Annotated in this window: 21 protein-coding genes; 12 read left to right on the forward strand and 9 right to left on the reverse strand. The window is 67.0% G+C overall.

Annotation, left to right across the window (positions count from 1 at the left end):
• Positions 1-717: a flagellar basal body L-ring protein FlgH gene (flgH, locus tag WAL33_RS12315; RefSeq protein WP_422181825.1), complete on the forward strand. Its 717-nt coding sequence runs from the start codon at positions 1-3 to the stop codon at positions 715-717.
• Positions 718-782: 65 nt separating this feature from the next.
• On the opposite strand, the gene WAL33_RS12320 is transcribed toward flgH, so the two are convergent.
• Positions 783-2,663: a hypothetical protein gene (locus WAL33_RS12320; protein ID WP_422181827.1), complete on the reverse strand. Its 1,881-nt coding sequence runs from the start codon at positions 2,661-2,663 to the stop codon at positions 783-785.
• A gap of 192 nt (positions 2,664-2,855) precedes the next feature.
• On the reverse strand, positions 2,856-4,067 hold the full coding sequence (manD, locus tag WAL33_RS12325; RefSeq protein WP_422181829.1) for a D-mannonate dehydratase ManD: 1,212 nt from the start codon (positions 4,065-4,067) through the stop codon (positions 2,856-2,858).
• A gap of 146 nt (positions 4,068-4,213) precedes the next feature.
• On the opposite strand from manD, the gene WAL33_RS12330 reads away from it, so the two are divergent.
• The 5 genes from WAL33_RS12330 (at position 4,214) to WAL33_RS12350 (ending at position 8,980) form a co-directional block, all read left to right on the forward strand.
• Entirely contained in the window at positions 4,214-4,975 is a 762-nt protein-coding gene (locus WAL33_RS12330) for a FadR/GntR family transcriptional regulator (protein ID WP_422181831.1), read from the forward strand.
• Between the two features lie 317 nt (positions 4,976-5,292).
• Positions 5,293-6,435: a glycoside hydrolase family 88/105 protein gene (locus WAL33_RS12335; protein ID WP_422181833.1), complete on the forward strand. Its 1,143-nt coding sequence runs from the start codon at positions 5,293-5,295 to the stop codon at positions 6,433-6,435.
• A 33-nt stretch (positions 6,436-6,468) separates the two neighbouring features.
• Positions 6,469-6,912 (forward strand): thioredoxin TrxC, encoded by a 444-nt coding sequence (gene trxC, locus WAL33_RS12340; RefSeq protein WP_422181835.1) that lies wholly within the window; start codon positions 6,469-6,471, stop codon positions 6,910-6,912.
• 72 nt (positions 6,913-6,984) lie between these two features.
• Positions 6,985-8,325 carry a PQQ-dependent sugar dehydrogenase gene (locus WAL33_RS12345; protein ID WP_422181837.1) on the forward strand — a complete coding sequence of 447 codons (1,341 nt, stop codon included), beginning with the start codon at positions 6,985-6,987 and terminating at the stop codon, positions 8,323-8,325.
• Positions 8,326-8,722: 397 nt separating this feature from the next.
• Positions 8,723-8,980, forward strand: coding sequence for a GlsB/YeaQ/YmgE family stress response membrane protein (locus WAL33_RS12350; protein ID WP_422181839.1), 258 nt, complete (start codon positions 8,723-8,725; stop codon positions 8,978-8,980).
• A 69-nt stretch (positions 8,981-9,049) separates the two neighbouring features.
• Here the strand turns inward: WAL33_RS12350 and WAL33_RS12355 are convergent, their stop codons facing one another.
• From WAL33_RS12355 to WAL33_RS12365, 3 genes are all read right to left on the reverse strand, one after another.
• Positions 9,050-9,562, reverse strand: a complete 513-nt coding sequence (locus tag WAL33_RS12355; RefSeq protein WP_422181841.1) for a CinA family protein — start codon at positions 9,560-9,562, stop codon at positions 9,050-9,052.
• Positions 9,563-9,609: 47 nt separating this feature from the next.
• The gene (locus WAL33_RS12360; RefSeq protein ID WP_422181843.1) at positions 9,610-10,137 is read right to left on the reverse strand and encodes a hemerythrin domain-containing protein; all 528 of its coding nucleotides are present in this window, start codon (positions 10,135-10,137) and stop codon (positions 9,610-9,612) included.
• 219 nt (positions 10,138-10,356) lie between these two features.
• Positions 10,357-11,760 (reverse strand): MFS transporter, encoded by a 1,404-nt coding sequence (locus tag WAL33_RS12365; RefSeq protein WP_422181845.1) that lies wholly within the window; start codon positions 11,758-11,760, stop codon positions 10,357-10,359.
• Between the two features lie 174 nt (positions 11,761-11,934).
• On the opposite strand from WAL33_RS12365, the gene WAL33_RS12370 reads away from it, so the two are divergent.
• Positions 11,935-12,114: a hypothetical protein gene (locus WAL33_RS12370; RefSeq protein WP_422181847.1), complete on the forward strand. Its 180-nt coding sequence runs from the start codon at positions 11,935-11,937 to the stop codon at positions 12,112-12,114.
• Here the strand turns inward: WAL33_RS12370 and WAL33_RS12375 are convergent.
• The 3 genes from WAL33_RS12375 to WAL33_RS12385 form a co-directional block, all read right to left on the reverse strand.
• A complete protein-coding gene (locus tag WAL33_RS12375; protein ID WP_422181849.1) occupies positions 12,111-13,466 on the reverse strand; it encodes an FAD-dependent oxidoreductase in 1,356 nt (451 codons plus the stop codon). The genes WAL33_RS12370 and WAL33_RS12375 overlap by 4 nt on opposite strands.
• 118 nt (positions 13,467-13,584) lie before the next feature.
• Positions 13,585-15,765, reverse strand: coding sequence for a molybdopterin cofactor-binding domain-containing protein (locus tag WAL33_RS12380; protein ID WP_422181851.1), 2,181 nt, complete (start codon positions 15,763-15,765; stop codon positions 13,585-13,587).
• A 2-nt stretch (positions 15,766-15,767) separates the two neighbouring features.
• A complete protein-coding gene (locus WAL33_RS12385) occupies positions 15,768-16,232 on the reverse strand; it encodes a (2Fe-2S)-binding protein (RefSeq protein ID WP_422181853.1) in 465 nt (154 codons plus the stop codon).
• 197 nt (positions 16,233-16,429) lie between these two features.
• Here WAL33_RS12385 and WAL33_RS12390 point away from each other — a divergent pair, with 197 nt between their 5' ends.
• From WAL33_RS12390 to WAL33_RS12410, 5 genes are all read left to right on the forward strand, one after another.
• Positions 16,430-17,074 carry a DUF47 domain-containing protein gene (locus WAL33_RS12390; protein WP_422181855.1) on the forward strand — a complete coding sequence of 215 codons (645 nt, stop codon included), beginning with the start codon at positions 16,430-16,432 and terminating at the stop codon, positions 17,072-17,074.
• Positions 17,074-18,075, forward strand: a complete 1,002-nt coding sequence (locus WAL33_RS12395) for an inorganic phosphate transporter (protein WP_422181857.1) — start codon at positions 17,074-17,076, stop codon at positions 18,073-18,075. The genes WAL33_RS12390 and WAL33_RS12395 overlap by 1 nt, the downstream gene beginning before the upstream one ends.
• Positions 18,072-18,644, forward strand: a complete 573-nt coding sequence (locus tag WAL33_RS12400) for an NUDIX hydrolase (RefSeq protein ID WP_422181859.1) — start codon at positions 18,072-18,074, stop codon at positions 18,642-18,644. Before WAL33_RS12395 ends, WAL33_RS12400 begins: the two co-directional genes overlap by 4 nt.
• A gap of 87 nt (positions 18,645-18,731) precedes the next feature.
• Positions 18,732-19,460: an endonuclease III domain-containing protein gene (locus WAL33_RS12405; RefSeq protein ID WP_422181861.1), complete on the forward strand. Its 729-nt coding sequence runs from the start codon at positions 18,732-18,734 to the stop codon at positions 19,458-19,460.
• 30 nt (positions 19,461-19,490) lie between these two features.
• Positions 19,491-20,222, forward strand: a complete 732-nt coding sequence (locus WAL33_RS12410; RefSeq protein WP_422181863.1) for a DUF72 domain-containing protein — start codon at positions 19,491-19,493, stop codon at positions 20,220-20,222.
• On the opposite strand, the gene WAL33_RS12415 is transcribed toward WAL33_RS12410, so the two are convergent.
• A partial coding sequence (locus WAL33_RS12415; RefSeq protein WP_422181865.1) for a M15 family metallopeptidase occupies positions 20,203-20,848 on the reverse strand: 646 nt, incomplete at its 5' end. The two genes, WAL33_RS12410 and WAL33_RS12415, sit on opposite strands and share 20 nt — an antisense overlap.

A 20,848-nucleotide genomic window follows, 5' to 3' on the forward strand; every position in this document is an offset into this window, starting at 1 on the left:
ATGCGCCCCGCCCTCGCCGCTCTCCTGCTTCTCGCCCCGCTCGCCGCCTGCTCGACCGTCACCGAAGCGGTGAAGGGTCCTGAGCTGGCCCCCGTCGGCTATCCCGCCCAGTTGGCGCCGATGACCCAGCAGTTCGTCGCCCCGCCCCAGGCCGCTTCGGCCAACTCGCTGTGGCGCACCGGCGCGCGCACCTTCTTCAATGACCAGCGGGCCAGCAAGGTCGGCGACATCCTGACCGTCAACATCGACATCGACGACAGCGCCAACACCAAGAACCAGACCTCGTCGTCGCGCACCTCGAACAGCAATCTGGGCGTGCCGAACTTCCTGGGCCTGGAGTCGAGCCTCGGGAAGGTTCTGCCGGGCGGCTTCGATCCGTCCAACATGATCAACACCAAGTCGGGCTCGGCCAACGCCGGGGCAGGCGCGGTGAATCGCGCGGAGAAGATCACCCTGACCATCGCCGCCGTCGTTTCCGGCGTGATGCCGAACGGCAACCTGGTGATCCAGGGCACCCAGGAGGTGCGCACCAACGCCGAACTGCGCCAGCTGACCGTGGCCGGCATCGTGCGGCCCGAGGACATCTCCTCGGCCAACACCATCAAGCACACCCAGATCGCCGAAGCCCGCATCAGCTACGGCGGCCGCGGCGACATCAGCCGCGTCCAAAAGACCCCGGGCGGTCAAGCTCTGGTCGAGAAATTCTCGCCGTTCTAGGACCTGGTCATCGACGTCCGGACCGCCGGACCGGACGTCGATCCTGCCCTGGGTGCAATCGCCGTCTATCGGTAGCTCAGGCTCCAGCTCACGGTCAGCGGCCTTGACGACGCCCACGGCCCGCTCGTGCATTCGGTCAGGCTTTGGAACGCGCCGGTGGGCGTGCGGTAGGCCTCTTCGTCCGCTAGCGGACGTGACGCGCAGCTCAGCCCCGTCGCCTTGAAGCTCCGAACCTCGCCCTGGCCGTAGGTCGTGACGCCGCCCGTGGTGCTGGGCGTGGTCGAGAACGCGGCGAAGGACAGGTCCACGGCACTGATCGCTTGCCGCTTGCTGGGCGTGAACACGTCCGTGCGGCTGATTCTGCCGGGCTCCAGCACATAGGTCGTCTTGACGCTGAATCGGTTGTCGGCGATCGGCGCGCCGGCGCCCAGCCTGTCGAGTTGGCCCTGCTCATAGGTGACGATGGTCCGCGCGCCCTGTTCGGTGACCTTGACGTTCCGGGCATAGGCCAGCGGCATCAGCCGCGAGCCGTCGTTCAGGGTCAGGCGCGGCAGAAGTTGCGGGAACTCGCCATCGGCGACGCCGGCCAGCATGCCCGGCGAGAACGGGATCGGATAATAGGGCGTGTTCTCATGCTGGCCCTTGCCGCCGTTGATGATCGGCAGACCTATGACCCTGCCCCTGTCCCGCAGCGTCACCACCAGCCGATCGTGTTCCCCGCGCGCGAACCACGTGACCGAGCGTTTGGGCAGCGTATCCAGCCAGGCGGCGTAGCCGGGGTCCGGCGCCTTGTCCTTGAAGCCCAGCTCGTTCCAGATCGCGTTGGTATAGATGTGCTGACGCGCCAGGCTGAGGTTCTCGCCCAGGATCCGGTGCTTGGCCCGATAGGCGTCGGTGCGCCGGCCATGCTCCCACAGGTCCACCGAACCCATTTCGGCATCGAACCAGAAGTCCATGTGGCGGGCGGTGACACGCGAGGAGAAGGCGTAGGCCATGGCCTTTTCCTTCGGGGTCAGCACGTCCAGCTTGGCCGCCGCGGTCAGCACCTCCAGGAACGCCGTCTCGCCATAGGTCCCGATGCTGCGGCCGTATTCGAAACCCTCGCCCTGCATATTCAGGCGCGGCAGCATCAGGTCGACCGACTTGCGCAGCCAGCCCTTGACCTCGGGCGTCGCCGGCATGCCGGCCTCGATCAGGCGATGACTGATCTCGCCGATCAGCAGCACGCTGTAGCGGTCGAAGCGCCCCTCCCCGTCGGTCTCGTCGGCGAAACCGTATTCGCCGGAATATTTGCGATAGTGGTCGAGCGTGCGCTCCAGCAGGGCCTCGCTGGCCGAGGCGTCCTCCCATCCCAGCTGGTGGCGCAGCCGCGCCACGCTGAAAGCCACGCCGTAATAGTTGTTGGGCAGATCGATCAGGGTCAGGTCGTCGGCGCGGACGAACTCGCGCCAGTCCAGCTTGGCCTTCAGTTTGGCCAGGGTCTGCGGCGACACCGCCTGTTCCAACAGACCCGCCTCCTGCAGCATGTGCAGGGCTTGGCAGTAATAATAGATGCCCCAGGTGCTGTTGGTGTCGTCGATGGTCATGTCGGCGATCTGGCGATAGCCGGCCAGGTAGGTCGCGAACTTTGGATCGGCGCGCGGGGTGTCGATCAACAGGTAGGCCAGGCCGATCGCCACCTTGCCGGGCAGGAACTTGTCGTGGGCGTCGAACACGCGAACGCCATCCAAAGTCGTGTCGTGCTTCTCGACCATCAGCTTGTCGAGCAGGACGGCCATTTGCGGCAGCAGTCGGGTCTCGACGGTGCGGTTCATCGGCGCGACCGTCGCATAGACTTGTCCACGCCCGCCGGGATCGACGGAAGGCGTGGCGGCCAGAACCGGCGCCGCGGTCAAGCCCAGGGCGGCGGCCAGGATCAGGCGCTTGCGGATGGATTTGAGCGACATCGTTTCCCCCGCCCTCGTCAACCTTTGGCGGAGACGACTTCTTGTATGGCCGGGCTATCAGCTATCGCCGCTACAACCATTGTCAAGCCAATTGGCTTGTCGTGGCAACATAGGTCAGGCCAATTTCAACAATTGGAAATCTAGAATGCGAGACCACTCCGCGCCGCCGCGAGACGACGCGGAGCACAGGCGTCACCAGTTGTACATGGTCCCGTCCTCCAGCCGGTTCACCGGCAGGTAGGCGCGCTGATAGGGATACTGTTCGGCCAGGGCCTCGTCGATGTCGACGCCCAGACCCGGCTGCTCGCCCGGATGCAACATGCCGTCCTTGAAGCTGTAGGCATGCGGGAACACCGCGTCGGTCTGCGGCGTGTGGCGCATGTATTCCTGCAGCCCGAAGTTCGGGATCGACATGTCGAAGTGCAGGGCCGCGGCCATGGTCACCGGCGACAGGTCGGTGGCGCCGTGACAGCCGGTGCGTACGTGGTGCAGGTCGCAGAAGGCGGCGATCTTGCGCAGATTGGTGATGCCGCCGGCGTGCAAGACCGTGGCCCGCAGATAGTCGATCAGCTGTTCCTGGATCAGGATATTGGCGTCCCAGACGTGGCTGAAGATCTCGCCCACGGCCAGCGGGGTCGTGGTGTGCTGGCGGATCAGGCGGAAGCCGGCCTGGTTCTCGGCGGGCACCGCGTCCTCCAGCCAGAACAGGCGGTAGGGCTCCAGATCCTTGCCCAGGCGCGCCGCCTCGATCGGCGTGAGGCGGTGATGGACGTCGTGCAGCAGGTGGACGTCGTCGCCCAACGCCTCGCGCGCGGCTTCGAACAGCTTGGGCGCATGCTTGAGGTACTTGGCTGTCGACCAGACGTTCTCGGTGGGCAGGTTCCCGTCGGCCGGCTCGTAGAACATCTTGTCGCCCGACACCCCATAGGTGCTGGCCAGGCCGGGCACGCCGGTCTGCAGGCGGATGGCCTTGTAGCCCAGGCCCTTGTACTTCACCGCCTCGGCGACGGTGTCCTCAATGGTCTCGCCGTTGGCGTGGCCATAGACGGTGACGCCCTCGCGGCAGGCGCCGCCGAGCAGTTGATACAGAGGCAGGCCGGCCACCTTGGCCTTGATGTCCCACAGCGCCATGTCCACCGCCGCCAGGGCGGTCATGGCCACCGGGCCGCCGCGCCAGTACGAGCCGCGATAGAAGAATTGCCAGATGTCCTCGATGCGGTGGGCGTCGCGGCCGATCAGACAGGGGATCATGTGATCACGAAGATAGCTGACCACCGCCAGCTCGCGTCCGTTCAGCGTCGCGTCGCCGACGCCGGTGACGCCGTCCGAGGTGGTGATCTTCAGGGTGACGAAGTTCCGCCCTGGGCAGGTGATGATGACCTTGGCGTCGATGATCTTGAGCATGGAGTGTTGGTCTACCTGGATCGCTTAAGTGGCCTGACCAATCCATAGACAAGATAATATGAACGCGCCAGAGCGACGTGGCGTCTTTCGCGGCCATGATCTAGGCTGTCATCGGCCCGGCGATGCGCGTTGGGCGGGAAAGTCGCATGACCACGTCGACCGCAGAAACTCGCAAACTCTATCAGCAGGTCGCCAACGCGATCGCCGAATCGATCCGCGAAGGCTCGTATCAGCCTGGCCACCGCCTGCCCTCGGAACGCGATTTGGCCGAAGACTACAAGGTCAGCCGCCCCACCGTGCGCGAGGCGATGATCGCGCTGGAAATCCGCGGCCTGGTTGAAGCCCGCCACGGCTCGGGCGTCTATGTCACCGAAGCCGCGCCGGTCGAGATCCCCGCCCCCGAGCTGGACATCGGCGCCTTCGAGCTGACCGAGGCCCGCCGCCTGATCGAGGGCGAATCCTGCGCCCTGGCCGCCACGACCGTCACCGACCAAGAGCTGATCGACCTGGAAAAGATCCTCGACGACATGGTCGAGGAAAACGAGCACGACGTGCGCGGCGATCTGGCCGACCGCCGGTTTCACGTCACCATCGCCCGCGCCACCCGCAACAGCGCCCTGGTCACGGTGATCGAGAACCTCTGGGACCTCCGCTACAAGTCACCGCTGTGCCGGGCGATGCTGGAACGCGCCCGTCAGGTCGGGGTGCGGCCGCTGATCGACGACCATCAGGAAATCCTCAGCGCCCTGAAGGCTCGCGATCCCAAGAAGGCTCGCAACGCCATGCGCGAGCACCTGGGCCGGGTGATCGACAACCTGCTGACCGCCACCGAGATCGACGCGATGCAGCAGGCTCGCAGCGAAGTCGCGGCCCGTCGCAACGAGCTGGCCCGTCGCTCCCTGATCTAGACACGTAAACCCGATGGATGGGCGGCTGGAGGAAGGCTCCAGCCGCCCGTCGCCGGCCGGCCCCGGGAGGAGGTTGCGATGAAGGACAAGTTCATCGCGTAGGCCGACGAGGTTCGTCAGAACCCAGCTTAGCTCAGTCATGGCCTGATGCAAGATAATTGGCCTGACCATTAATCGCACAAAGTTAGCGTATGGTCAGGCCGATCGCGCTCACACGGCGAAACCGCTCTCTGTTGACTTGACCGTCGGCCAAACCGACCTAGCACTGGCCGGCGACGTGACGGCATAGGTCACGCGCCTCGGGGAAGAAAGACGCCATGCGCGCCAGCCTGATCATCGTCCTTTTCGCGCTGGCCCTGACCTCCGCCGCCGCTGCGGCGCCCTCCCCTGAGCCGGCGAGCGAGCAGACAGCGATAGCGGCCCAAGCTCCGACGCTGGGCCGCAAGGTCGCCGCCTGGCAGCTGACCCACATGGACAATTTCGACTACACCCACGGCCACCGCGCCACGCCCGATCCGCGCGGCTGGGTGCAAGGCGCCCTGTTCGTCGGCCTGGCGGCGTTCGCCGAACGCACCGGCGATCCCGCCCTGATCCAGGCCGTTCGCGATCACGGCGTCCAGCAAGCCTGGGGCCTGGGCCGCCGCCCGCTGCACGCCGACGACCATGTGATCGGCCAGGCCTGGCTGTGGGTGCACGGCCGCGACCACGATCCGGCCCAGATCGCCCCGCTGAAGGCCCGCTTCGACGCCATCCTGGCCGATCCGCCCAAGGCCGACCTGAGGTTCATCGACGGAACCGAGGATCAGCCCTGCCAGGCCCGCTGGTGCTGGAGCGACGCCCTGTTCATGGGTCCCGCCGCCTGGACAGGCCTGTCCCAGGCCACCGGCGATCCGCGCTACGCCGCCTACGGCGACAAGGAGTTCTGGGCCTCCACCGACTGGCTGCTCGACAAGGACGAAGGCCTCTACTACCGCGACAGCCGCTATTTCGACCGGCGGGACGACAAGGGCCGCAAGATCTTCTGGAGCCGCGGCAACGGCTGGGCCTATGCGGGCATTGTCGACATCCTGAAGACCCTGCCCGCCGACCATCCGTCGCGGCCGCGCTACGAGGCCCTGTTCCGGCGGATGTCGGATCGGCTGATCTCGCTGCAGAAAACGGACGGCTACTGGGCCCCGTCCCTGCTGGCGCCCGAAAACACCCCACCCGAAACCAGCGGCACCGGCTTTTTCGTCTACGGCCTGGCCTATGGCCTGAACCATGGACTGCTGAAGGGCGCCAGGTACGAGACCGCCATGACCAAGGGCTGGAACGCCCTGGACGTCGCCGTCCAGCCCGACGGCAAGCTGGGCTGGGTGCAGCAGATCGGCTACGCTCCTGATCATGTCGAAGCCGACGACACCCAACTCTACGGCGTCGGCGCCTTCCTGCTGGCGGCTTCCGAGGTCGGCGCGCGATAGAACCCAACAGCAGCTCGTTTCGTTGAGACAGCCATGGCCGAAACCGTCAACATCGTCTGCCCGCACTGCGACGCCACCAACCGCCTGCCGGCCGAGCGCGACGCCAAGGCCGCCAAGTGCGGCCGTTGCGGGGAGCCGTTGTTCACCGGCCGGCCGGTCGACCTGACCACCGCCCGTTTTCGCAAGCATGTAGCGGCAAGCCAGATCCCGATCATCGCCGACTTCTGGGCGGCCTGGTGCGGCCCCTGCAAGGCCATCGCGCCGATCTTCGCCAAATCGACCGCCGAACTGGAGCCGCGCGCACGCTTCGTGAAGATCGACGTCGACGCCGAGCCGGCCCTGGCCCAAGCCTATGGCGTGCGCGGCATCCCCGCCCTGTTCCTGTTCAAGGACGGCAAGGTCGCCGCGAACCAGGCCGGCTTGCCCGACCCCGGCTTCTTCCGTCGCTGGCTGGACGAGCATGCGCCCGTCGGCTGAACTGGCGTCGCGGACCTTAAGATGCCTCGGCGCGTTTTCAGGTCCTACGCATCCACCCGCAGGACGATCGCGATGCTCAAGCAACTCGGCCTGATAGCCCTGCCTCCCCTTGCCCTGCTGTTGTCGAACTGCAGTTCTGGACCGGCCCTGCCGCCCGAGCAGGGCTACGGCCCCAACCCCGTCCTGCCCGCCGCCAGGAAGCAGACGATCCCGGTCATTAAGATCGCGCCGGCCGTGCGCTGGGCCGACGGCCAGACCCCGGACGCCGCTCCGGGCTTCGTCGCCACCGCTCTGGTCCGCGGCCTCGACCATCCGCGCTGGCTGTACGTGCTGCCCAACGGCGACGTGTTGATCGCCGAGACCAACGCCCCGCCCAAGCCGCAGGACGGCAAGGGGATCAAGGGTTGGTTCGAGAAGATCATCATGGGCCGGGCCGGCGCCACCGTGCCCTCCGCCAACCGCATCACCCTGGTGCGCGACGCCGACAATGACGGCACGCTGGAGGCGCGCACCACCTTCCTGTCGGGCCTGAACTCGCCCTTCGGCATGGCCCTGGTCGGCGACACCTTCTATGTCGCCGACAGCGACGCCTTGCTGGCCTTCCCCTACCAGACCGGCCAGACCCAGATCACCGCCCCGGCCCGCAAGGTCGCCGACCTGCCCGCCGGGCCGATCAACCACCATTGGACCAAGAACGTCATCGCCAGTCCGGACGGCTCCAAGCTGTACGTGACCGTCGGCTCCAACAGCAATGTCGGCGAGAACGGCATGGCCGCCGAGGAGCGCCGCGCCGCGATCCTGGAGATAGATCCGGCCACCGGCGCCAGCCGCGTCTTCGCCTCGGGCCTGCGCAATCCCAACGGCATGGACTGGCAACCCACCAGCGGCGCGCTGTGGACCAGCGTCAACGAGCGCGACGAGATCGGCAACGACCTAGTCCCCGACTACATGACCTCGGTCAAGGACGGCGGTTTCTATGGTTGGCCCTACAGCTACTATGGCCAGACGGTGGACGCCCGCGTGAAACCGCAGCGGCCGGACCTGGTGGCCAGGGCGATCAAGCCGGACTACGCCCTGGGGGCCCACACCGCCTCGCTGGGGCTGACCTTCTACAAGGCCGACGCCTTCCCGGCCCGTTATCGAGGCGGAGCCTTCATCGGCCAGCACGGCTCGTGGAACCGCAAGCCGGTCAACGGCTATCGCGTGGCCTTCGTGCCGTTCGCCGGCGGCATGCCGTCCGGTCCGGCCGAACCGCTCCTGACTGGTTTCCTCGACGCCAAGGGCCAGGCCCTGGGCCGACCGGTCGGAGTGGCGGTCGACAAGTTCGGCGCCCTGCTGGTGGCCGACGATGTAGGCAACACGATCTGGCGGGTCTCGCCCAACGCGCCCTCGCCGAGCAAGCCCGCGCGCTAAGCCGACAAAGCCCCTGAATCGATCAAGCGCGCAAAACGGCGCCCGGCGTCGGCGTGTCACATGGCCAACGCCCAGACACCGGCTTTAGATAGGCTTCAGTCGCAGCCTTAGCCCCCGAGAAACCCCATGAGCCTGTCCTTCCTCTTCGGCGCCGTCATTGGCTCGGGGATCTTCATCCTGCTGGGCCGCGCGCCGGCGCAGAAGCTGGTTTCGGTCGTTCAGGCTCGCATCGGCAAGCCGCGCTAGGGGCGATCGGAAACAACACAAACGCGCTGAAAAGTCTTCGCCACACTTTAATGTCCAGACACGCGAGCGTGTCGGAACGAAAGTCTTGGCCAACGCCTTTATTCCGCATCGGCACGCGGCTCGCGCGCCTTTTGATGCCAAGGAGGCGTACATGTCTATTCTTGCGTGGATCGTACTCGGCCTAGTCGCCGGTTTCATCGCCAGCAAGCTGGTCACCCGCAGCGGCGGCAGCCTGGTGGTGGACCTGGTGCTCGGGATCGTCGGCGCCGTCGTGGGCGGGTTCCTGTTCAATCAGTTTGGTTCGGCCGGAGTCACGGGCTTCAATCTCTACAGCCTGCTGGTCGCCGTGATCGGGGCGGTCGTCGTCCTGGCGATCTACCACGCCTTCACCGGTCGCCGAGCGCTCTAGCGTTCAAGACGCGATTAGAAACAGCGCCTTCGGCCTAGCCGGAGGCGCTTTTTCATGCCTGCCGTTTTGTCAGAGCATCACGGCCTGCTGCAGCATCTTCAGCGCCACCCGCAAGCATTCGATCCGGAACGGGCCGCGCCCGATGTCGCCCAACTGAGCCTGGCGATGATGGGTGTAGCCGCCACGCCGAGCGCAGGCGAAATGGACGAGACCGCCGGGTCTTTCGGGATCGCCAACCTCCTCGGCCCAGCCGGTGATCGACACCGCCACATCGGCGCTCGACCGCCTGATCGCCCCTTCCGCCATGGCGATCGCCGTCGGCTGCGAGACCGCGCCGCCATGCGACAACAGGGCCGGCGACACGTCCAGAAGCTCGATCTTGGCGGCGTCGGTATAGACCACGAAGCCGCGCTCGAAGGCGTGCGAGCAGCCCGGCACATCGGTGAGCAACGAGGCCAGCAGGCCGCCGGTGCAGCTCTCCGCCGTGGCCAAGGTCAGCGCGCGCGCGCAGGCGGCCTCAAGGACCGCCTGCGTCAGGTCGTCGATGTCCGATGGCAGGATCGGATCAAGCGCCTCGGCCATGGGCCCTCCGAAAGTGGAGGAAGGCCCGAAGGCCTTCCCCCGGAACGTCAGTTCGGCTGTTTGCCGCCCATTTCGGCCATCAGCTCTTCCTTGCGCGCCTTCATGCGCTGACCCATGGCCTCGAGGTCTTCGTCGCCCTTCTTGGCCTGGGCGAAGATGCCGCCGGGCTGCTCCTCTTCCTTGACGTGGTGCTTGATGTACTCGCCCAGAACCTTGACCTTGGCGTCGTAGTAGTCGTCGCTGGGCTTCATCGCTTCGATCTCGGCGATCAGCTTCTTGGCGCCGTCGTGCTCGACATAGGCTTCGTCCAGCATGTCGTCCTCGACCTCGCCGCGTTCCTCCGGATAGAAGATCTCCTCCTCGATCCGGGTATGGACCTTGAGGGCCAGGGCGATCTTGTTGAACAGGGCCAGCTTTTCGGCGTCGGCTTCCAGTTGTTCGTACTCGTCGAACCAGCTCTCCACCTCGCGGTGATCCTTCTTGAGCAACGTGATCGCCAGCGGATCGCGACGGCCGGTGCGGCGCGTGCGACCGGCCTTGGCCTTGGTCGATGAGCTCTTGGCGGAGGTCGCCATGGTGTCTCTCCCTGAATGCTTGGTCGCCGAAGGCGGCGGACCACAAAAACACTTCAGTTCAGGGGGCGTTCCCGCCGAGCAGCCTAAGCGCCCAAGTATTGCAAAGCATGTCGAGTTCTCGACGAAGATTATTCGATAATTATTCTCAAAAAGGTGCGGCGCACGAAAAAGCCCGGACGCGAAACGCCCGGGCTTTTCCGTCTGGCTTGATGGCCGGAGCTAGTGGCCGCCGGCCACCGCGTCCTCCTGGATCTGGTGGATCGTCGCACCCTTGGCCGCGAACGAGAACCACAGGACGTACAGGTAGCAGACCAGCGGCACGATGAAGGCCAGCGAACGGGCCCCGATCGGGAAGTGGGCCACCAACTGGTCCACCGTGAAGCCGTACAGGATCGAGATGAACCCGCCGCCGCAGATGGCCATGCACATCAGGCCCGAGGTCGCCGAGGCCGGGGCGGACGAGCGTTCCAGCGTGATGGTGAAGATGGTCGGGAACATGATCGAGTTGAACAGGCCGATCAGGATCGCCGCGACGCCCGGGATGAAGCCCATGGTCAGCGGCGCGATGTAGTCGCCGGGCAGATGGACGCTGCCGGCCAGCGGCGTGGCGGGCATGTGGTAGGTGGCGACCACCAGGGTGCAGAGCCCCGCGGCGCAGGCCGCCACGATCGCCAGCATCGTCGTGGCCTTGACGTAGCGCAGCAGCACCGAGCCGCCGAACCGGCCGAACATCGCGAACAGCATGAAGATCGGGCCGACATAGCCGGCCACCTGCGAGGGCAGGTTCATGATCTGCTTCTGCTCAAGGAAGAAGATCATGCCCGAGATCACGCAGACCTCGGCGCCGACATAGAGGAAGATGCCGATCGAACCCAGGTTGGCCCACTTGGACTGCAGGGCCTTGAACGGCGACTCCGCGTGCTCGGCCATCTTCGGGGCGTGGTGGGTGATGGTGTTGCGCACCATGAACACCGCCAGGGTGAACACCGCCAGGACCACCGCGATCAGCAGGTAGACGTTAGTCACGAAGCCCAGTCCCATGGCCCTCATGCTCTCGGTGACCACGACGTCCTTCTCGAACAGCGGGCCCTGCAGCAGGAACTTCGCGCCGAAGATGCCGCCGACATAGGCGCCCATCGAATTGAAGGCCTGGGAGAGGTTCAGGCGGAAGTGCGAGTTCTTCGCCTCGCCCATCGAGGCGATCAGCGGATTGGCCGCGACCTGGAGCAGGGTGATGCCCGAAGCGGCCACGAACAGTCCCAGCAGCACGGTGATGAAGTTGTGCGAGAAGGTCGTCGACCAGGCGATCAGACAGCCGGCGACGATGCCCGTCAGACCCAGCACGATCGACTTGGCGTAGCCGTTCTTGGCCAGATAGGCCGCCGAGGGGATCGACATGATCCCGTAGGCGATGAAGAACGCGAACTGGTTCAGCTGGGTCTCGAAGTCCGTCAGCGTGTAGATGACCTTCATGCTCTTCACGAGCGGGTCGATCAGATTGGTGACGAACGCCCAGATGAAGAACAGCGCCGTGACGTAGACGACGGCCAAGATCAGGCCGCCTCCCCCGGTCTTGGGCGCCGCTCCGGTCGTCGGAGCCTGCGCCGCACCCTTACCTGCCATGTTGTTTACTCCCCTGTCCGACGTTGCGGGACGCGACATCCACCCCAACGGTGACAACGTTGTCAAGCGTCGAGGGCAAAAGGCGGCCACTCTGATCCACCGCCAGGAACCGATCACTCGATTCGACGGTTACGCCGAAAACTCCGACAAATCCCTTCGGATGGGAAGACCATGATGTCGATGATCGCCATTCTGCTGGTCTCGGGCCTGGTGACCGTGATCGCCGTGATCGGTCTGGCCGACGCCTTTACGCATCTGCTGTGCTGGTCGGCGCGGTCGCTCAGGGAGCCGGAGGCGATGCGCGTCTCCGGCCCTTCCGCCGACGTGGCGCGCCGCGACCGTCTGGTCGCCTAGGCGGCCTTGCGGCTCGGACTCGGCGCGGTCGAGGTGTTCCACACGTCGTGAGCGGCTTCGCCCGCCAGGATGTTCTCGGCGGTCAACAGACCGCTGAGCGTGGCGTAGTCGCGTTCGCCGTCGCGGTGCAGGCCGTTGCGGCCCGCCAGGTGCAGGCTGGGGAACTGCATCTTCAGATCCAGGCGGATCATCGCCCGGTGTTCAGCGCATTCTTCGTCCTCGATCGGCAACACCTTGCGCTGGCGCACGACAAGGGCGTCGCTGACGGCGGTCGGGTCCATCAGCCCCATCACCGCGGCCTCGCGCCAGGCCAGGGCCACCAGGTCGGCGTCGCTGGCCGACCACAGGCCGTCGCCCTCGAAGCAGAAATAGTCCATTCCCAGGCAGCTGGCCGCCTCGCCTTCCGGAGCCATGGCCGGCGACCAGGCGCGGTAGTTCTGCACCCGGCCGACCTGCAGTTCGGTGTCGTGGACGTCGATCGCGGTCTCGCGCAGCGGCTTGCGCGTGCGGCCCACCAGGGCGACCGTGATCTGGTCGCGGTACATCAGCTCGCCGGCGTGGAACAGGCTGATCGGCGTCGGCCGCAGCATGCTCATCAGCTCGCGCAGCGGCGCGGTCGAGACCACATGGTCGGCGGTGCGGACTTCGTGGGCGCCGTCCTCGCGCCGGATCGTCACCGTCCACAGCTTGGCGGCGGCGTCGAACTTCAGGGTCTCCACGCGGCGACCCAGGGCCACCTCACCGCCTAGCGTCGCGATCCCGTCGGCGCAGGCTCGCCACACCGAGCCGGCCCCGTCGCGGGGATAGCGCAGGCTGGCCGTCGGCTTGGCGGCGTTGACGCGGCCGGCCGGAATCTGGTCGCTGATCAGGCCCGACACCTTCTCGGCGAAGGGGCGGAACAGCATCGTCGACAGCCGTTTTCCGACCCGGTTGCGGATTTCGTCGGCGAAGGTCCTGGGCGTCTTGATCGGGCGGATCTTGGCCAGGCCGAACGAGGCCAGGCAGGCCGCCGCGCCGCGCAGCCCCAGATGGGCCAGGGCCTCCAGGTTCTTCAGCGGATAGGCGTAGAGGTGGTCGCGGTGATAGATTCGCGCCGCGCGCGGCTGCTCGACGAAGCCGTCCGGCAGCAGTTCGGACCACAGGTCCAGCACGCGGGGCGAGGTCGAGGCGTAGGTCCCGCCGCTCAGGTCTATCTTGAAGCCATTGTGGTCGATCGTGCGGCTTGAGCCGCCGACCTGGCTGGGGTCCATCTCCAGCACGGCGACGTCGCGCCCTGCCTTGGCCAGGACGTAGGCGGCGGTCAAGCCGGCCGGCCCGGCCCCGATCACCAAGGTTTCGACGTGCTGCCCCATGACGCGATGGTCCCCGTTCGAGAAACACCTTCGCGCAATAAGGTTAAGATCACCCCGCCGGACATGGTGAAATAGCTCTAAACGCGCCCATGGGGCGCTATGCCGCGCGGCGTCTCCTCTAGGCCAGTTGGTCGCCGATCGGCAGGGTCCGGATGCGCTTGCCGGTCGCCGCGAAGATCGCGTTGACCAAGGCGGCGGGCGACGGCGGCAAGGCCGGTTCGCCCAGGCCGGTCGGCGGGTTGTCGCTGGTGACGAAATGCACCTCGACGTCGGGCGCGTCCGCCAGGCGCAGCATCGGGAAATCGCCGAAATTGCTCTGGGTCACCGCGCCGTTCTCGATGGTGATCGCCTGGCCAAGGCTGCTGCCGATCCCGTCGAGGACCGAGCCTTGAACCTGCTGCTCGGCGCCGTTCGGGTTGACGATCTGCCGGCCGACATCGACCGCCGCCCAGGCCTTGCGGACCTCGACCTTTCCGTCGGCGACAGCCACCTCCATGACCACCGCCACATAGCCGCGATGGCTGTAGTGGCAGGCGACGCCCAGGCCGACGCCCTTGGGGGTCTTGCGGCCCCAGCCGGACGCCTGGGCGGCCCGGTCGAGCACGGCGCGCATGCGGCCGGTGTGGAAGCTGTCGCCCTTGCCCGGTTCGCCGATCAGCCGGGGTTCGCCCAGCAGCTTGCGGCGGAAAGCCACCGGGTCGGCGCCCGCCGCGTGGGCGACCTCGTCGATGAAGCCCTGGTAGACGAAGCCATAGGCGTTGTTGCCCGGGGCCCTCAGCCAGCCGGTCGGCACGCCCAGCGGCATGACCGACACGTCCTGGGCATAGTTCTCCACCGCGCCGTACGGGAACTGCGTACCGCCGATATTGGCGCCCCGCGCGAACTTCTGGCCCTCGCCGAAGGTCACGAAATGGTTGCGCCAGGCCGTCAGTCCGCCCTGTGTGTCCAACCCCGCCGTCAGCCGGTGGAAGCCGGCCGGACGGTAGAAGTCGTGCTGAATGTCGTCTTCGCGGGTCCACAGCAGCTTGACCGGCGCCCCGACCGTCTTGGAGATCCACGCCGCCTCGACCATGAAGTCGTTCATCAGCCGCCGACCGAAGCCGCCGCCGCTGCGCGTGAAGTGGATGGTGATGTCCTCGGGCTTGATCCCCAGGGTCTTGGCCACAAGCTCGCGGCCGTCCTCGGGGTTCTGGGCCGGGGCCCAGATCTCGACCTTGCCGTCCTTGAAGCTGGCCGTGCAGTTCTGCGGCTCCAGCGTGGCGTGGGCGTTGAAGGGATAGCTGTAGTCGGCCTTGACCACCTTTGCCGCGCTCTTGAGCGCCGCATCGACGTCGCCGACGGTCTTGAGGTTCCGATGCGGCGGCTGGCCGTGCAGTTCGGCCGCCTTGGCGACGAAGCCGGCGCTGCTCTGGCCGCTGGTCGGATGATCGGCCCAGGTGACCTCCAGCGCGTTGCGGCCCTTGCGCGCCGCCCACCAGGTGTCGGCCACCACGACCACGCCGCCCAGCAGGCCTTCCAGTTCGGTTCCGCCGTCGACCACAAAGGCGTGGCGCACGCCCTTGACCGCCTTGGCCGGCGCCAGGTCGACCTTGGCCACCTTGGCGGCGAACACCGGGGCCTTCAGGAAGGTGGCGTACAGCATGCCCGGAACCTGCACGTCGATGCCGTACAGCGGCTTGCCCGCGACGATGGCCGGCGTGTCCGACTGCGGCTGGGACTTGCCGATGATCCGGTAGGTCCTGGGGTCCTTCAGCGTCAGGGTCTTGGGATCAGGCGCGGTCAGGCCGGCCGCGGTCTGGGCCAATTCACCGTACGACGCGCGGCGCTTGCCGGCCTTGTCGACCACGAAGCCGGGCTCGGTGGTCAGGCCGGCGGCAGGAACCTTCCAGCGCTGGGCCGCGGCCTGGATCAGCAGGGCCCGGCCCACGGCGCCGACCTGGCGCATCGGCTCCCAGTCGTCTGGGGTGGAGGTGCTGCCGCCGGCCGACTGCTCGCCGAACACCTTGGCGTCGATCGGGGTCTGCTCGATACGGACGGCCGACCAGTCGACGTCCAGCTCCTCGGCGATCAGCATCGGCATCGAGGTCTTGATCCCCTGCCCGATCTCCGGCCGCTTGGCGGCGATGGTCACCACCCCGTCAGGGGCGATACGGACGAAGGCGCTGAACGGATTGGCCGTCACCCCACCTTCCGCCCGGACCAGGCCCGGCAGGCTGAACGACAGCAACAGACCGCCGCCGGCCGCGACGCCGGTCTTCAGAAACAAACGGCGGGACGGGGTCTCGAGGATCGTGGTCATGCTCACGCCTCCACCTGGTCGGACGCGGCCTTGATGGCCTTGCGGATGCGGATGTAGGTGGCGCAGCGGCAGAGGTTGCCGTTCATCGCCGCGTCGATCTCGTCGTCGGTCGGCTTGGGCGCGGCGGCCAGCAGGGCGGTGGCCGACATGATCTGGCCGGCCTGGCAGTAGCCGCATTGCGGCACGTCGATGGCCGTCCAGGCTTCCTGCACCTTGGCCCCGATCGGGTTCGCGCCGACCCCCTCTATGGTGGTCACCGCCTTGGCGCCCACCCGGGCCAGCGAGGTGACGCACGAGCGCATGGCCACGCCGTCAATATGCACGGTGCAGGCCCCGCACTGGGCCACGCCGCAGCCGTACTTGGTTCCCACCAAGCCCAGCACGTCGCGCAGCACCCACAGCAGGGGCGTATCGGGTTCGGCGTCCACCGTGTGGACCTGGCCGTTGACCTTCAAGCTCGTCGACATCCCGCTGCTCCCAAACCGCGCCGCGCCCAGAGTGCCAAAGGCTCGGCGCCGCGACCAGAGGGCACGATTGTCATAAAACCGTCATGCGGGACTTGAACCCGGCCGGCTTCCGTGGTTCCGCTCCGCCGCGCCGGGCGCTCCTCCGTATAAGGACGTCCGCGAAACTCTCCACGCTTCGAACAGAGGATGAAGCGACCATGCTGGGCTTGTTCCGGGCTGTCATGCCCAAGGAAGACCGCTTCTTTGAGCTGTTCGCGCAGCATGCCGCCATCCTGGTGGCCGGGGCCAAGGCGTTGCAGGACCTGATGCAGGGCGGCGAAGGCGTCGAGGCCGCCAGCGGCCGCGTCTATCAGCATGAGGAAGAAGCCGACGAGATCACCCGCCAGGTGATGGGCGCGGTCCGCCGCAGCTTCATCACCCCGTTCGACCGCAGCGACATCCAGGATCTGACGACGTCGCTGGACGACGCCATCGACCAGATGCGCAAGACCGCCAAGGTCGTCAGCCTGTTCGAGGTCAAGACCTTCGAGCCGCAGATGCGCGAGATGGCCGCGATCATCGTCCAGGCCGCCGAACTGACCGTCCAGGCCGTGGCCTTGCTGCCTGACATGCGCAAGAACGCCCACCGCCTGACCGAACTGGCCGTCAAGGTGACCCAGATCGAGGAACAGGCCGACCAGATGTACGACCAGGGCCGCAAGGCGCTGTTCCTGGCGCACCGCGCCAGCGACCCGATGACCTTCATTGTCGGGGTCGACATCTACAGCCACCTGGAAAAGGTGGTCGACCGCTTCGAGGACGTCGCCAACCGCATCAGCGGCATCGTGGTCGAGCAGGTCTAGTGGACCCGACCTTCCTGATTCTGGTCGTTCTGATCATCGTCGCTCTGGGCTTCGACTTCCTGAACGGCCTGCACGACGCGGCCAACTCGATCGCCACCATCGTCTCGACGCGCGTGCTGTCGGCGAAGTGGGCGGTGCTGTGGGCGGCGTTCTTCAACTTCATCGCCTTCGCGGTGTTCGGCACCAGCGTCGCCAAGATGGTCGGAGCCGGCATCGTCGATCCGCACATCATCACCGACCGGCTGATCTTCGGCGCCCTGATGGGCGCGATCAGCTGGAACCTGATCACCTGGTGGGCCGGCATCCCCTCGTCCAGCTCCCACGCCCTGATCGGCGGTCTGGTCGGATCCTCGGTCGCCAAGGTCGGCGGCCTGGGCGCGGTGCAATGGGCCGGCCTGGGCAAGACCGCCGCGGCGATCGTCGTGTCGCCGACCCTGGGCTTCATCCTGGCCCTGCTGCTGGTGCTGACCGTCTCCTGGACCTTCCTGAAGAGTTCGCCTTTCTTCGCCGACCGGTTTTTCCGCAAGGCGCAGTTCGTTTCGGCCGCCCTTTACTCGCTGGGCCATGGCGGCAACGACGCCCAGAAGACCATGGGCATCATCGCCGCCCTGCTGTTCGCCCACGGCATGAGCAATCAGCCGGGGCACATTCCGTTCTGGGTGGTGATCTCGTGCCAGACCGCCATGGCGCTGGGCACCCTGTTCGGCGGCTGGCGGATCGTCCACACCATGGGCAGCAAAATCACCCGCCTGACGCCGATGCAGGGCTTCTGCGCTGAAACCGGCGGGGCCATCACATTATTCTTCTTTACGCATCTTGGCGTTCCGGTCTCGACGACTCACACGATCACGGGCGCTATTGTCGGCGTCGGCGCTTCGCGCCGGGTTTCGGCCGTCCGCTGGGGCGTGGCCAAGAGCATCGTGACCGCCTGGATCGTCACCCTGCCCGCGGCCGGCCTCGTCGCGGCGGCGTTCTACTATCTCGGGTTCTGGATGAAGTGACGGACACGACGGACGGCAAGCAGGCGGGACGCAAGTCCGCAACACGGCGCCGTCAGGTGGCCGCCCTGCCCTGGCGGGCCGATCCGGTCGAGGGCCTGCAGATCTTGCTGGTCTCGTCGCGTGAAACCCGCCGATGGGTGATCCCCAAGGGCTGGCCGATGAAGAGCAAGGGCGACGCCCAGGCCGCCGCCCAGGAAGCCTACGAAGAGGCCGGTCTCGACGGCCGCATCGCCAGCCGGCGGATCGGCGAATATCCCTATCTCAAGCGCCTCAAGAGCGGCGTCGCACGGCGGGTGACGGTCGACGTCTATCCGCTGGAAGTCACCGGCGAGCACGCGACCTGGCCGGAGAAGGGCCAACGCACCCTGAAATGGATGTCGCCCGTCGAGGCGGCGTTGGCGGTGCAGGAGCCGGACCTGCGCGAGCTGATCGCCCGCTTCGCCAAGGTCGAACTGCCCGCCGAAGAGCGCCCGGCCCCCGCGCCGGCTCCGACGCCGATGCGCGTGGCCCTGACGCGTCTACGTCGCCGGATCACGGTGCTGTGGGGCCGCAGGCGACGCTGGCCCTGACGACCAGCCCGGGAACAAGCTGGGGATAACTCGACAAGCCGCTTTGCGTTCACTATGTTCTCGTTACGTTCCGTAGCGAGATTCGCCATGCAGCTGTCCCTCGACCTGTCGACCTCGCCGCTCGAAGCCATGCGCGACGGGCTGCTCAAGACTTTCGGTCCGCAGCGGCCGACCAAGCGGCTCGATCCGGTGTCGCAGCTGATCAAGTCGTCGATCAGCGGCCGGACCAAGGACGCCGTCTCCTGGGCCGTCTATCACCGTCTGAAGGAACGCTTCTCCAGCTGGGAGGCGCTGGCCGAAGCGCCCGACGCCGAGGTCCAGGAGCTGATCAAGGATGTCACCTTCCCCGAGGAAAAGGCCCGCCATCTGACCCACGCCCTGCGGCTGATCCAGGTGCGCAGCGGCTGGACGCTGTCGCTGGACCATCTGGCCGAGCTGGAGCTGGACAGCGCCCGCTGGTGGCTGCAGGGCCTGCCCGGCGTCGGCGTCAAGGTCGCCGCCTCGGTGCTGAACTTCAGTCCCCTGAACATGCGGGCCCTGGTGGTCGACACCCACGTCCATCGTGTCGCCGGCCGGCTGGGTCTGATCCCGGCCAGTTATGACACCGCCCACGCTTATCGCGCCCTGATGGACATGGTCCCAGACAGCTGGACGGCCGAGGACCTGTACGAGTTGCACTGGCTGATGAAGGGCCTGGGCCAGCTGCTGTGCTCGCATCACGCGCCGCGCTGCGGGGCCTGTGCGTTGAAGGGCTCCTGCCCACGGGTGGGTGTTGAGCGAAGCGCGGATATCCTGGCTTGGCGCCCGCGGGCCTGAACCACGGCCGCCTTCGCACGCTCCCTACGGATGCCCCACGACATCCGCATCGGCGCCGCCGGCTGGAGCTTTGCCCGAACCCTGAATGGCTTCCCCGCCGAGGGATCCGGCCTCGAACGCTATGGCGCGGTGTTCAAAGCCGTCGAGATCAACTCGTCCTTCTACCGGCCCCACCAACGCAAGACCTACGAGCGCTGGGCGGCGTCGACGCCGGCGGACTTCCGGTTCGCGGTGAAGGCTCCCCGGACGATCACCCACGAGCGGCGGCTGGCCGATGTCGCCGAGCCGATGATGCGGTTCCTCGACGAGTGCGGCGGGCTGGGCGGCAAGCTCGGGCCGCTGCTGATCCAGCTGCCGCCGAGCCTGACGTTCGACATTCGCCTGGTGGAGGCCTTCCTCGCGGCGTGGCGAGCGGCGACAACCGCCGCGACGGTGTTGGAGCCGCGCCATCCGACCTGGTTCGAAGCACCGGTCGAGGCCCTGCTGCGGACCTTCCAGATCGCCCGGGTCGCCGCCGATCCCGCCGTGGTCCCCGCCGCCGCCGAGCCCGGCGGCTGGAGCGGCCTGATCTATCGCCGCCTGCACGGCTCGCCCGTGATGTACGACTCGCCCTACCCGCCGGCGGCGATCGCAGCCCTCGCCAAGGCCATGACCGTCGAGGCCGAACAGGCCCCGACCTGGTGCGTGTTCGACAACACCCGGCTGGGCGCGGCGACCACCGACGCCTTGGCGTTGAAGGCCGCTACCTCGCCAGCTCGGTGAAGGTCTTGGTCCCGATGCCGTAGCTTCGCCAGTCCTTGTAGTCGAAGTGCCACCACTCCTCGGGATAGATCTCAAAGCCCTGGGCGACCATAGCCTCGCGCAGGATCGCCCGCATCGCCCGCTGCCGGGTCGTGCCGCCGATGAAGTCGGCATAAGAGCGGCCCGACATCTCGTCGTAGCGGCTGGGCATCTCGACGGGCTTGCCGGTCTTCAGGTCGTAGAGGGTCAGGTCGACGGCGCAGCCGCGGTTGTGGCGCGAACCCTTGGCTGGGTCGGCCACGAACATGTGGTCCTCGGGCGGGGTGGCCTCCCAGAACATCCAGGTCACGAACCAGGGCCGGTAGGCGTCGTGGATCAGGACGCCATAGCCCTGGGCCTCCAGCGCCTTGGCGGCCCGCGCCAGGGCCTCAGCGGCCGGGCGCTGCAGGTAGGCGGCCGAGCGTTCGTAGACGGCCAGGCCCATGAAGTTGTCGACGCCGGCATAGCGAATGTCGAAGCGGATCGTCGGGTCCAGGGTGGACAGATCGACGAGGTCAGCGGGTTTGTGCGACACCGTCTCGACCGGCGGGGTGGCGGCCAGGGCCCTGGCGCGCAGGGCGGCGGGGTCGGCGCGCACCGCCGCGCGG

Source organism: Caulobacter sp. (assembly GCF_049283275.1).
Lineage (GTDB): Bacteria > Pseudomonadota > Alphaproteobacteria > Caulobacterales > Caulobacteraceae > Caulobacter.

Coding starts and splice junctions, on each gene's coding strand:
- flgH (WP_422181825.1), top strand. CDS start 1: ATGCGCCCCGCCCTCGCCGCTCTCCTGCTTCTCGCCCCGCTCGCCGCC.
- WAL33_RS12370 (WP_422181847.1), top strand. CDS start 11,935: ATGTCGATGATCGCCATTCTGCTGGTCTCGGGCCTGGTGACCGTGATC.
- WAL33_RS12365 (WP_422181845.1), bottom strand. CDS start 11,760: ATGGCAGGTAAGGGTGCGGCGCAGGCTCCGACGACCGGAGCGGCGCCC.
- WAL33_RS12385 (WP_422181853.1), bottom strand. CDS start 16,232: ATGTCGACGAGCTTGAAGGTCAACGGCCAGGTCCACACGGTGGACGCC.
- WAL33_RS12335 (WP_422181833.1), top strand. CDS start 5,293: ATGCGCGCCAGCCTGATCATCGTCCTTTTCGCGCTGGCCCTGACCTCC.
- WAL33_RS12360 (WP_422181843.1), bottom strand. CDS start 10,137: ATGGCGACCTCCGCCAAGAGCTCATCGACCAAGGCCAAGGCCGGTCGC.
- WAL33_RS12410 (WP_422181863.1), top strand. CDS start 19,491: ATGCCCCACGACATCCGCATCGGCGCCGCCGGCTGGAGCTTTGCCCGA.
- WAL33_RS12375 (WP_422181849.1), bottom strand. CDS start 13,466: ATGGGGCAGCACGTCGAAACCTTGGTGATCGGGGCCGGGCCGGCCGGC.
- WAL33_RS12350 (WP_422181839.1), top strand. CDS start 8,723: ATGTCTATTCTTGCGTGGATCGTACTCGGCCTAGTCGCCGGTTTCATC.
- WAL33_RS12320 (WP_422181827.1), bottom strand. CDS start 2,663: ATGTCGCTCAAATCCATCCGCAAGCGCCTGATCCTGGCCGCCGCCCTG.
- WAL33_RS12355 (WP_422181841.1), bottom strand. CDS start 9,562: ATGGCCGAGGCGCTTGATCCGATCCTGCCATCGGACATCGACGACCTG.
- WAL33_RS12405 (WP_422181861.1), top strand. CDS start 18,732: ATGCAGCTGTCCCTCGACCTGTCGACCTCGCCGCTCGAAGCCATGCGC.
- manD (WP_422181829.1), bottom strand. CDS start 4,067: ATGCTCAAGATCATCGACGCCAAGGTCATCATCACCTGCCCAGGGCGG.
- trxC (WP_422181835.1), top strand. CDS start 6,469: ATGGCCGAAACCGTCAACATCGTCTGCCCGCACTGCGACGCCACCAAC.
- WAL33_RS12380 (WP_422181851.1), bottom strand. CDS start 15,765: ATGACCACGATCCTCGAGACCCCGTCCCGCCGTTTGTTTCTGAAGACC.
- WAL33_RS12330 (WP_422181831.1), top strand. CDS start 4,214: ATGACCACGTCGACCGCAGAAACTCGCAAACTCTATCAGCAGGTCGCC.
- WAL33_RS12390 (WP_422181855.1), top strand. CDS start 16,430: ATGCTGGGCTTGTTCCGGGCTGTCATGCCCAAGGAAGACCGCTTCTTT.
- WAL33_RS12345 (WP_422181837.1), top strand. CDS start 6,985: ATGCTCAAGCAACTCGGCCTGATAGCCCTGCCTCCCCTTGCCCTGCTG.